At 50.9% G+C, this 11860-nt stretch carries 8 protein-coding genes; 3 read left to right on the top strand and 5 right to left on the bottom strand.

The features are described 5' to 3' along the window. Positions 1-12: 12 nt before the first annotated feature. A complete protein-coding gene (locus tag ACH50O_RS01755; RefSeq protein WP_446810341.1) occupies positions 13-354 on the top strand; it encodes a zinc ribbon domain-containing protein YjdM in 342 nt (113 codons plus the stop codon). A gap of 497 nt (positions 355-851) precedes the next feature. Here ACH50O_RS01755 and ACH50O_RS01750 read toward each other — a convergent pair whose 3' ends face one another. The 5 genes from ACH50O_RS01750 to ACH50O_RS01730 form a co-directional block, all read right to left on the bottom strand. After that, a complete protein-coding gene (locus ACH50O_RS01750) occupies positions 852-2216 on the bottom strand; it encodes a DUF4209 domain-containing protein (protein ID WP_446812102.1) in 1365 nt (454 codons plus the stop codon). Between the two features lie 113 nt (positions 2217-2329). After that, a protein-coding gene (locus tag ACH50O_RS01745) for an IS3 family transposase (RefSeq protein WP_446807918.1) occupies positions 2330-3489 on the bottom strand; the annotation gives its coding sequence in 2 pieces (ribosomal slippage) (positions 2330-3216 and positions 3216-3489; 1161 coding nt in all). A gap of 49 nt (positions 3490-3538) precedes the next feature. After that, the gene (locus ACH50O_RS01740) at positions 3539-3985 is read right to left on the bottom strand and encodes a DUF7380 domain-containing protein (protein ID WP_446810340.1); all 447 of its coding nucleotides are present in this window, start codon (positions 3983-3985) and stop codon (positions 3539-3541) included. A 421-nt stretch (positions 3986-4406) separates the two neighbouring features. Beyond that, the gene (locus ACH50O_RS01735) at positions 4407-6284 is read right to left on the bottom strand and encodes a proton-conducting transporter transmembrane domain-containing protein (RefSeq protein ID WP_446810339.1); all 1878 of its coding nucleotides are present in this window, start codon (positions 6282-6284) and stop codon (positions 4407-4409) included. Then, entirely contained in the window at positions 6281-8854 is a 2574-nt protein-coding gene (locus ACH50O_RS01730; RefSeq protein WP_446810338.1) for a YbcC family protein, read from the bottom strand. The genes ACH50O_RS01735 and ACH50O_RS01730 overlap by 4 nt, the downstream gene beginning before the upstream one ends. A gap of 326 nt (positions 8855-9180) precedes the next feature. On the opposite strand from ACH50O_RS01730, the gene ACH50O_RS01725 reads away from it, so the two are divergent. Together ACH50O_RS01725 and ACH50O_RS01720 are read left to right on the top strand one after the other, a co-directional pair. Beyond that, on the top strand, positions 9181-10827 hold the full coding sequence (locus ACH50O_RS01725) for a SulP family inorganic anion transporter (protein ID WP_446810337.1): 1647 nt from the start codon (positions 9181-9183) through the stop codon (positions 10825-10827). A 292-nt stretch (positions 10828-11119) separates the two neighbouring features. Continuing rightward, positions 11120-11848, top strand: a complete 729-nt coding sequence (locus ACH50O_RS01720) for a hypothetical protein (RefSeq protein ID WP_446810336.1) — start codon at positions 11120-11122, stop codon at positions 11846-11848. The last annotated feature ends 12 nt before the right edge of the window (positions 11849-11860 follow it).

Below are 11860 nucleotides of genomic sequence, written 5' to 3'. Positions count from 1 at the left end.
AACGGAATAACCATGAGCGATCTACCCAATTGCCCGAAATGCGGCTCGGAATACACCTATAACGACGGCACCATGAATATTTGTCCGGACTGCGCCCACGAATGGTCGGCCGATGCCGCCACTGACAGCGGCGACGATACTAAAGTGATCAAAGATGCCAACGGCAACGTACTGCAAGACGGCGATACCGTCACAGTGATTAAAGACTTGAAAGTAAAAGGCTCATCGCTGGTCGTAAAAGTCGGCACCCGGGTTAAAAACATTCGTTTAGTGGACGGCGACCACGACATTGACTGCAAAATCGACGGTATTGGCGCGATGAAATTGAAATCGGAGTTTGTGAAAAAGGCCTAATCGTAAAGCCCCGTCGCTTAAGCACTACCCCAAAACTCACAGAGACTTTCTAAATACTCGACGGGGCACATCGGGAGGTCGAAGAGGCACTTCCGAAGTACCCTTTCCAGTTTCGGAAGTACCTCGTCGAGTATCCGAAATACCCCGTCGACCCGGCGAACTACCCCGGCGAGTATCAGAACTACCTCGCCGATCTTCGGCACAACCGCGCCGACCATTTTTGCCTCCATGCCGACCTTATTTAGTACCAAGCCGAGGCTCGCCAGTACCCGACGACTAGATTGATATTCAAATTCAAGCAAAATTGGAAATCGGCTATCCTTCTTTTGCCGAATCGTTGATGGTGATTGACGATTTTCGACCCCAAGCAGACTATCGATTAATTTTCCGAATGACAGCAAGTTTATGATTATCGGTCATAGTCACCTATTACGTTTTTCGTGAACTGACATTGCTTGTCGTTGATGAGGTTATACCGATATTTCATTCATCGGCCACTAAGGAATGTTGTCTTCCTGAGCCCCACGATTGGCATCTTTTTGCGCTGCATTCCACCAAGTGTTAAAAATCAGCCTCAAACCCAACCACCATGCGTAAATGGCAAACTCGGAGTAACAGTCGTCCTCTTCCAACAGGCCATGTGCGAGTGCGTTGCGTAAGTTTGGACCAAACGCATCGCAGAAAAGAGCCTTGAGTTCGAAAGCCAAATCTTCACCAAACACTCGTTTAGCTTCAGGCAGATCTATTAAGGTACTCAAGCCATTCTCGTTTTCTATGCCATCTTTATCGAGATTCGAAGTTTTTGCCCCCGCTTGCTTAAGATGTATTCGTACCATATGTTCGATTTGTGGAATCAACAGATGTAGAGCTGATACGAAGTCGCGGTCGAACCCGGAGAACAAGGCCTTACCAAACAGGCGTTCTCGCCCTTTGGGTACGATGGGCGATTGACCAGCCAATCCTATAAAATCGGCTTCTCGTAAGCGATGTTCGAGTAATAAAACTTCAAGTGCGGGCCAGATGTCACCTCGAACGACGATGCTGACTAGTATCCCGTGGTCTCGGATCATCTCTGGATAGATATTGGCCTCATCATCTGAAGCTGATTCAATGTCCAGACCCATTCCTGATTTTTTGGCAATTACCCTACCATCGGGACTCATCATTGTCGATGAGAAGAAAGATTGCAAAGGAAACTGCCTCATGCGCTTGAGTGCGTCCTTGCGAAGTTGATCTACTTTTGCTCCAGTATGAAGGTTTGCAAATGCCCTCAAAGCTTCGACAAGAGGTTTTCCACGCACGGCTTCACGAGAATTCTCAATCAGCTGCGTAAGATCAATACCAGGTGTACTGATCATTCCCATCTCAGCTAATGATTTCTCTCCCGAATCGTTCAAATGAGAGCGAAGTTCGATGATACGTTCGTCGACACGGTATGCTGCACGCTCGGATCGGGGTATCGTCCGATAGGTTTGTATGGCATTTTCATAAAAAGTCGCGGCCAACATATGGCTAGGATTTGCCGAAGAACATTGGAATATCGCTTCTTTGACCCAACCCTCGGCCAACGCCACGATCATTGATGCCGCCTTTGATTCATCTCCATTGCGTTTGAACCATTCTGCTGAAGCGCTGAAATACTCGCGTGCACGGTGTAGGTCGCCCATCCCGTCGAAACTCTGTGCCAGAAATTCGAGTTTCTGAGCAATGCTTGAACCTTTATCACGAGCCAATTCATATGTTTCAAGCAAATCAGCCAACCAAACACCCAAGAAGCCATCGGCACTTGTCACGGCTAAAAATGCATCAAAAATTGCAGCTTCCATTTCTGTAAGTCGATCGCCAGCTCCCGCCCTGAGCATACGAGCCAAGCTAAGAGCTCGTTCCCAACATTCGCGCCCACCTCGATTCCAAGTTTCTGTATCAAGAGAAATTGACCGATAACTGATCTTGCCCGGATTTGACGGACACTCAACTAAGCGACTTTTTTAGCTTCAAAATTTTCCGGGCTGATATAGCCTAATTTGGAGTGAAGCCTTTTTCGATTGTAATACACTTCGATATATTCAAACACTTGGTACTTGGCGGCTGATCGGGTTAAAAACCGTTCGCCATGAATCGCCTCGACTTTAAAACTGTGGTTCCAGCTTTCCATGGCGGCGTTGTCATAGCAATCGCCTTTCTTGCTCATGCTGCAAATCAATTGGTGTTTGGTGAAAAGCTTCTGGTAGGCGGCAGAGCAATACTGGCTGCCTCGATCCGAATGGACAATGACGCCTTTAGGCATTCGGTGACGCCATAACGCCATGATCAGGGCATCACAAACCAACGTTGCCGTCATCCGTTCGGAAATGGCCCAACCGATCACTCGACGTGAATAAAGCTCAAGTACCACCGCTAAATACAGCCAACCTTCTTCCGTCCAAATATAGGTGATATCCGATACCCATTTTTGATCGGGGCCGTCTGCCGTGAAGTTTTGTTCCAACCGATTCGGGGCGACCGGTAACGAGTGGTTGCTGTTCGTTGTGGCTTTGTATTTCTTAGCCGCCTTCGCTCTCCAGCCATGGCTTCGCATGATCCTGGCTACCCGGTGTCGGCCTGCTGATTTTCCTTCGTCTTGTAGTCGCTGTGTAATTCTGGGTGAACCAGGACGGCCTTTCTCATCCTCAAAAATACGTTTAATCTCATTGGCTAGCCATTTATTCGCTTCGCCTCTATCGGAAAGTGGCCTGCACTTCCAGTCGTAGTAGCCACTCCGTGAGACCGTTAACAGGCGGCACATGAGTCCCACAGGGAATTGATCTTCATTAGCTTTGATCATGGCGTACTTCACTTGGGCTGTTTGGCAAAGTACGCTGCCGCCTTTTTTAAAAAGGCGACTTCCTCTTCCAGGCGGGTGTTTTCTCGTTTAAGCCGCGCCATTTCGGCCTGCTGTAGCTTTTGATCTTCGAAGGGCTGTCCTGTTTGGCGACGCTTGGCTCGCCAGTTGTACAGCATCGATTCGGCGAGCCCTAAATCTTTGGCCGCCTTTGGGATGCCATCCTTGTCGGCACGCTCCAGGGCTTGTTCTTTAAACTGCGCGGTATATTTGTTGCGGACAACGGGGATCTTTGATTCGTTTTGGGCTTTCATGATTTTCCTCGGGGTTAGAGATTACTCTCTTAGCCGAGTGTCCGATAGATCAGGGCAAGATCAAACTATCGATAGCAAGTTGCGCAAACTTTACGTTTCGGGGGGAGCTTTTCAGCCAAACAAGGTCGGCAATACGAGCCTTGAGCCAATTGTCATCCACAAATTCGACAATATCGGCAAGGAATTCGATATCAGCATCCAAAAGATCATCAGGAATGACGGAGCGGCGCCCTTCCATCACCATAAATGGTTTGAAAGGTTCGTTGAGGCTTTTAGGGGAAAGCGCCATCGAACAGATATCCGCAAATAGCCATAGAATTTTTGCCCTGACTGATTCCCCTTCCTCAGTGGCTTGCCTTGATCCAGAAGAAAAGGCTCGCCACAAAGAGGAATATCCCTGCCAATCAGGTATATTGCTCAGTATGTCTTTCCAGTTGCAATTCAAAAAATCATTGTAACTAATCTCAACATTTGCGGGATAGCTATCCTTGTTCATTTTGGCCTTAAAGAATTATTCTGGTTAAGAAATTAGTCTGAATTTTATATACGCTCTGACTAGGTTGCCTTATCAAATATGCGCCTAGCAAAAAGTTACCGTAAATTTTGAGACAAACTCACGTCCAATTTTATCAATGGTGTTTTCACGGAACAGAAACGAGGTCAAGTCTTGCAATAAAGCATTTATAGTGAATACGTAAGGCAGCTATCTATTCAAGAGCTGTCATACGTAACAGTAACGTAGGAGGCGGCTTTTGGCCGTTCTAGTCAGCCCAGACTTCATTAACTTTGAGCATCAACAAGGACCCAAACCGCGACTCTCAAAGCGCGTTGCCGCGATTAGCGAAGCGTAATCGCGGCAACGAAGAAATTTACCAGGAATTGACACATTGCCAGTCCAAATCAAGTACCAACAAACCTCAAACCGCCCCTCTCAGCTCTACCGGCCGCCCCATGCAAAGCCGTAGATAGACTCTGGCGATAGCAATGCCGTTGATTACGAAAGACACGGTAATCGGCGCGGCAAACCACGGATGTTGGCTGCTGGCATGCGACAGCAACAAATCCTCACCCAGAAATGCCGGCGTAATCGGAAAGCCGACTAGACCTAAGAAACTCAAAAACAGCATCAGCGACCAGCCGGGACGGGTTTCGGCAAAGGCCCGGAACACGAAAGGCGCATCGGCAAAATTGTAATGCCTCAGCAACACGCTCAGCGCCCAGATACCCAAGGCCCAGGATGGAATGATGCCGCTGAAGAACAAGGCCACATCGGCCCAGGCCGAAGGCACCATCAGCCACACCGCAACGCCGGCCAAGATGCTGCTCAAGGCCACGCTGTGCCAAACCTGGAATGGGCTGTGTTTGTTGCTGAACGCGCTCAACGATACTACCGCCATCGCCAACGAAATCGGCATGGATAGATAGATTCTGGCCACACTGCTGACACCGGACGCGGCGATAGCGATGATCAATAACAGCGCCAGACCCGCCAACAGCTTAATCCACAGGCTCACCCCGTTCAGTTGCCGGCCCACGTTTTTCAGAGGCTCCCACAAAATCTTCTTCACCAACAGCTCCAACTGTCCTTCCTGTAATGCAAACACGTACAAGGTGTTTTGCAATACATCCGGCAAGGAGTCGCGAATCGACGCCGGTAAAAACGTCAATTTGTCGTTGTTATTGATGTAAAAATCGCTGTCGACATTGCCTTCCACCCGCAGTAAATGCGCGACGATGGACGGCGACACCAGCAATTGATAGCAGCGTAAAAACGCATTACCCATAAAGTGCAACAACACCAAACCTTCCAGGCCCAGAGCCAGCTCGACGAACATGATCCCTACCTGAGCGATGGACGCATAAGCCACTTGGCCTTTGATATTGGATTGGGTCTTTTCAGCCAATGTGGCGACAAACACCGTCAACACGCCGATACTCAGGACTATCAGACGCGGCAGATAGTGATAACTCCAGATCGGCATGGTCCGCAATAACAGAAAAACGCCCAGATGTATCGATAACGCGCCGTAGAAAATCGCACTGGACGGCGTCGGCCCTTCCATCGCCCGCGGCAGCCAAAAACTGAACGGAAACTGCGCCGATTTGCCGGAGGCCGCCAAAATAATCAGCCAGGATAAAATCGATAAGGACGCGTAGCCGGCCGGTGGAATGCTGTGCGCGTCGAACATGACCAACAATTGACTAAAATGCTGACTTTCGTGAAACAGCAAATGGCTCATCCAGGTACCGACCAGCAAGCCCACATCGCAAAAGCGGTAAATGGTATAAGCACGTAAGGCATTGCGCACCGGTTGCGGCCGATGCCGGTAAAAGGCGATGAGCAAAAACGAAGATATCCCGACGATTTCCCAGCCGGCAAACAGCATATCGATACTGCCGGACAGCACGATCAGATTCAGGCCGAATGCAAACCCGAAAATAGCCTGAAAGAAGCGTTTGTAGCCGGCTTCCCGGTGCAGATAAACCCGGCAATATTTAACAATCGCCGAGAAGACCGCCCACACCACGAACAAATAAGCGGCGCCGACCCTATCCAGAAAGAACAGCAAAGGAAACTGGTAATCGTCGTGCTGGTACAACACCAGCCATTGGTATTCGTAATTGGCAAAACCGTTGGCGGCCCAGGCTGCCAGCAACCCGAGTACGGCAACCCCTTTTATCCGGGTCATCCACAGGCTGATCGACGCAATCCTGTGTTCATTATCCGGGCTAAAGAAAATCAATAAAAAGCCGAGCAGCGGCAACAGCACGCACGCTAATAATAAAACGCTCATCCGTGTCTCCTTTCCAATTCGTGAACCGGAATAGTCCGGGTTTGTCCGACGATAATTTTTTCAGAACGGCTGCTTATCGGAAACGGCTTATCACTGGCCGGCTCTGCAAGTTGCCAGCCCTTACTGCTGTATAAATACAAGGTGCGGGTCAACGGTTCGCAAGCCACCAACCGTATCCACTCGTTCTCCAACCATTCCCGCAAGCCGCCCAAATTGGCAATGGCTTGATCGATGATAGCCGTGCCTTGTTCGACTACCATCAGCAGCCTGGCGGGTTCGTGCACCTCGATCATTTGTGACGGCAAGCCGGTACGCAGATCGCCCTCCACGCCATTGGCCACGCCCAACAAGCCGATCACGTTATGCGGCAGTTTGGTGCCGGCGCCATAGACCGAATTATCGATGCGCGAAAACAGATATTCCAGATTGATACCGCCGCAGACCGGTATCGCCGCAGTGAGTATTTTGACCAAGATCGAACCGTCATCGTCGCTGCCGGGGTCGTAGGATTGCAGGAACGCCCTTCTATCCATAAACAAATGCCGGGTCAAAGCACGCCGCCCGACCACGCAATACAAATTATTGGAATGATTCAACTCCGGCCGAGGCTCGAAAATCGAAGAAGCCCGCGCCACCACATGTCGATGCGCTTCTTCATTGCTGTGCGATTGCGGGCCCAGCTCAAACCAGCGGCAACGCTCGCGGGCATTGCGCTGCAAGGCATGCTGCATGCTGTGTTGAAAACTATGTAGCGCCTGACGCGCGGCTTTATTCAATGCCTGCTGATCGAAATAACTGATCTCGTCGCGGCTGGTGTTATGCAAAGCCGGCACAAAATGCGTATCGTCGGGAATGGCGATGCCGCGTTCGCGCAAGATTTCCCGCACCGGCGGATGGTTGGCCATCCAGGCAAAAGCCCTCGCGTTCGGCGCACCGGGCTTACCGGAGCAAGCCCCGCAATCGTAAGCGGCGAAATGTGGATTGTTGACGCTGCTGGAACCGTGAGCAACGATCACGATCAACGGCGCAAACTGTTTAGTCAAACCGATATTGCGCAGCAGTCCGCCCACCCGATCGGCCATTTCCGTCAACGAAAAGCCCAACAAATAACCATCCTCGTTGGGCTCGTCGCTTTCGCGCAGCAAATGCAGATGGCCATGCGCCTCGACTTCGCTCAAGCTTTTAATACCGGGCAACTGGCCGCCGGGGCGCAATACGCTCCATCCCAGACGCAAGGCATAAGCCAAGCCCAAGGTTTGCGTATAAAGCCAACCGCGCAGCATGGAATGCGCGCCAAAATGCATGGTCGACAGCGATTCGCCCTTATCCGTTTTGTCGGGCTGCGGCTTATCGGTCGATTCCAGAATAAGATGTTTGGGTTTAATCACCACCGGACATTGCGCTACCGGATACACATCGTCCAATCCTTGGTACAAAAAATCGATGCCGAAAAAACCCGGCGCCCCGAAAGTTTCGATACCGGAATCCATTTCTTCCAGGTAGCGGCGTAGCGAACATTCCCTATCGTCGATGCAAAACAGCGCCTGCACTTTGGGCGCATGCTCGGTTGGCTGGTCGAGAGGTGCTTGCTCGCGCAACGCCAGCAACAACTCCGAATGTAGCGACCATTCCATGGCTTCGTGCCACACCCGCATTTTCAGCGGCACCTGCGGTTTGGTCGCATCGCGCTCCAATAATGGAATGGCGTGTAAGTTAGGCAATTGCTCGATCCGTAGAAAATTATGGCCATACTTTTTATCGATAAACGCCAGTTCGCAAGCCAGTTCCACCGCCAACAATTCTTTTAACGAAATGCCTCTTGGCGCCAGCAACACTTTGGGCTGAGTCTCAATAATCCGCACCATACCGGACCAACCAGGATGAGCCAGCAACACTTCCAGCAGGTATTGCCCGTATAAAGTTTCGTCGCCGACGATCTTGGCCAGACAATTCAAAATCACTTGATCGGGACCCTCGTCCAACATCTGCCGGACCACGGGCTGATGAAACGGATACAAAGGCAATAGGCTGTTTTGCACCAGGCGTAATACGCAATGCCAAAAACGCTCGTCCGGCTTTGGCATAGCCCAGCGGCTAATACCTTGATCGAGAAAATTGCTCAATAATCTGAACATCACCGGATGCACCATACCGTTCAGATCTATCTCCAGCTGATTCAGCCACGCGCTTCTGATGCCGTGGTTAGCCAAAGACTGCGGCGGATAGTGACTGTGATCGTCCGGCTCGAACAGCGACGCCCGCAATGCCTCTTCCTGAAATACGCTGCAACCGGCCTGAGCGATTGCCCAATCCAGCGCCTTTTGGTTTATTCGCCCTTCGGCAAACCGTTGTTGGTAATCCTTTAGCGGCAAATAGCTTTTGGCCCCATAGACCTGAGCGGCCACCGCCACCCCTTCGTGAAATGGATAGTCCTGCACGGCATGCAAGGTATTGTGATGAATAAAATCCTTGATCGGGCCCTGACTGGGTAGCCAATGGGCAATGTGGTCTATCGCCACATCCAAATCAAACGCATCGTTATGAGTATTATGCTGAGCGGAAACGGACATTTTTAGCTTGAACCTCGCTAGTCGAACGGAATTTGAGGCAAATAGCCTCTTACGCTTCACTCAGCATAGTACGTGCCAAATCCACAAGAGCCGGTATACATCTGTTTACAGCGTATTTGGCGACGACTAAACCAAGGCTTCCGGTGCAAATCAACCGCCCGATTGGTTGAGGCCGACGAATCAACCGGAGCAAACGAACCAAATACATTCGGATTTTGGCTCTCGCCCCCGCGTCACCCCTTGATCCTGCGGCATTAGCCCGATTCCTGCAAAATTGGCATGTTTCTCGCTGTACATTGGTTTTCCTTGGCCTCTTGAGAAAAACCATGACCACATCAACTTCAGCCGCTTTGCCAAAAACCGGGCTGCCCGGTTTGATCGAAAACTGGCGTAGCGATCTACTCTCCGGATTTTTAGTGTTTTTGATCGCGTTGCCGCTGTGCCTAGGCATAGCCATGGCATCAGGCTTCCCCCCGATGTCCGGCATCATCACCGCAATCATCGGCGGCGTGCTGGTTTCCAGAATCAATGGTTCATATGTCACCATCAACGGCCCGGCCGCCGGCTTAATCGTCGTCATCGTCGATGCAGTGCAAGCGCTTGGTCAGGGCGACGCAATGGCCGGTTATCGGTACACGCTGGCAGCCATCGTCATCGCCAGCATACTGCAAGTCCTGCTGGGTGTTTTCAAAGCCGGCAAACTCAGCGCCTTTTTTCCGTCATCGGTCGTACATGGCATGCTGGCGGCGATAGGCATCATTATCATGGCCAAGCAGATCCACACCTTGCTGGGCGTTAAACCGGAAGCCAAGTCCTTATTGGGCACCATTGCCGAGATCCCGCATTCGATAATGGAAATGAACCCGGAGGTATCGCTGATCGGCTTACTGGGCTTGTTGTTATTGATACTTTGGTCGGTGATCAAACACCCCACCCTGAAAATGATCCCCGCCCCGCTATTGGTGGTACTGCTGGGCTTGGCCTTGGGACAGTATTTCGATCTGGATCATATCCACCAATACATGTTCCTGCCGGACGCGGCAATTCTGCCGCACCACGAATTCAGCGTCGGCCCCTCATTTTTGGTCGCCGTACCCGAACATTTTCTGGCCGGCTTTTATCTGCCGGATTTTTCCAAAATCACCACCGGCGAATTCTGGCTGTCGGTGTTAACCATCTGGCTGGTCGGTAGTCTGGAAAGTTTGTTAAGCGCTTCCGCCGTCGATAAGCTTGACCCGTATAAACGCAACTCCAACCTCAACCGCGACTTGACGGCTGTCGGTATCGGCAATATGGTCGCCGGCATGATAGGCGGCTTGCCGATGATAGCCGAGATCGTCCGTAGCTCCGCCAACATCAATAACGGTGCAAAAACCGGCTGGTCCAACTTCTTTCACGGCCTGTTTTTATTGGTCTTCGTCGCGCTGTTTCCGAAGTTGATTCATGAAATCCCATTGGCGGCTCTGGCGGCTTTATTAGTGTTTACCGGCTTTCGGCTGGCATCGCCAAAAGAATTTGCCAAAACCCTGGCGGTGGGCGTCGATCATTTCGCGGTATTCGTTATTACTATCCTGGGCGTATTGGCAACCGATTTGCTGGTCGGCGTAGCGATTGGGATAGCGGTTGAACTGGCGATTCACGTCAGCCGCGGCTTAAAACTGCGTAACGCTTTTTCGATGGCTTTTCACGTACACAAAGCCGATGCCGACACATATCACATCGAAGTTTCCGGTGCAGCGGTGTTCTCCAACTTCATTACGCTAAAAAGCTTGCTGGCCGATTTTCCGGAACGTAAAACCGTGTTTTTCGATCTCACGGCGGCTGAATTAATCGACCATACGGTGATGGAATTCATTCATCATTTTACCGAGGAATATAACCATGCCGGCGGCCGCTGTGAAATTGTCGGCTTGGACAATCATGAAAGCTATTCGGATCACCATCTGGCCGCAAGACGCAAAATCGTACTTTAATTTAATAGTACTTCCCACCGCCGCCTAATCGCGGCGGTGGGAAAATTAAAAGTCTGTCGCGGCGTGATTAAATTCGTTGCATTAAATACACCCGACACAAATAGATGCATCGCCAGACCGATAAGCCCCTATCCGCGGCACCGAACGGCGGCATTAAAAATTACGACGGCAACGCCTGCGTATTTTTCTGACGGTTTTTACCGAGACTATGAACCTCACTGGGCATAGTCGGCTCCTACCTGACCGGCACTTCGGTGCCGGTTTTTTTTCCGTTCTTTAATCTCCATCTCTCATGCAATCACCCAACCGTTACCGGCGTTTTGCGGATATTTCCACCAGTGAACGCATTCTGAACACCGTGTTTCTGCTGACCATAGGCTTGGCTTACATCATGGCCTTGATCAATATGTACTACACCCATCAAGGGCGGGACGGCAAGCCGGGCCTGTCGATCGAAGACATCGTGATCATGTATCACGGCTCCAGCAAGCAAACCCGCTTGGGTTCCGCTATTACCGGCATCATGGAGCCGAATTTGAAATACAAAAACGATAAGGACGTCATCTTGAAATGGATACACGACGGCGCCGACAAACCCGGTTATGACCAGGACATCGCCCCCATCCTGAATCGGGACTGCGTACACTGCCATACGCCCAGCATCAATCCGTCGTTACCGGATTTAAGCAATTATGCCGGCGTTGCCGAAGTGGCGCGGGCCGGCGGCGCCACCTTGCCCGCTTTGGTCCGCGTCTCGCACATCCATCTGTTCGGCATCGCCTTTATCCTGTTTTTTATCGGCAAAATATTCCTGCTTTGCGATATGAACATTTACGTAAAACGGGTCGCGGTCGTGATTCCGTTCGTAGCGATGCTATTGGATGTGTTGTCCTGGTTTGTGACCAAGAACATTGCCCAGTTTGCCTATGTTGTCGTGCTCAGCGGTGCGCTGATGGGCTTGTCGATGGGCGTGCAGATTTTATTGAGTATTCAGCAGATGTGGTTTTTTCGAAAAAATTAACGCGTGAATACA

This window comes from Methylomonas sp. 2BW1-5-20 (genome assembly GCF_052474515.1).
The sequence above is the reverse complement of the archived record's forward strand: the minus strand, read 5'-3'. Positions and strand labels throughout refer to the sequence as shown.

Excerpts from the sequence above, each read along its gene's own strand:
- ACH50O_RS01755 (WP_446810341.1), top strand. The coding sequence starts at position 13 with ATGAGCGATCTACCCAATTGCCCGAAATGCGGCTCGGAATACACCTAT.
- ACH50O_RS01750 (WP_446812102.1), bottom strand. The coding sequence starts at position 2,216 with ATGCTCAGGGCGGGAGCTGGCGATCGACTTACAGAAATGGAAGCTGCA.
- ACH50O_RS01740 (WP_446810340.1), bottom strand. The coding sequence starts at position 3,985 with ATGAACAAGGATAGCTATCCCGCAAATGTTGAGATTAGTTACAATGAT.
- ACH50O_RS01735 (WP_446810339.1), bottom strand. The coding sequence starts at position 6,284 with ATGAGCGTTTTATTATTAGCGTGCGTGCTGTTGCCGCTGCTCGGCTTT.
- ACH50O_RS01730 (WP_446810338.1), bottom strand. The coding sequence starts at position 8,854 with ATGTCCGTTTCCGCTCAGCATAATACTCATAACGATGCGTTTGATTTG.
- ACH50O_RS01725 (WP_446810337.1), top strand. The coding sequence starts at position 9,181 with ATGACCACATCAACTTCAGCCGCTTTGCCAAAAACCGGGCTGCCCGGT.
- ACH50O_RS01720 (WP_446810336.1), top strand. The coding sequence starts at position 11,120 with ATGCAATCACCCAACCGTTACCGGCGTTTTGCGGATATTTCCACCAGT.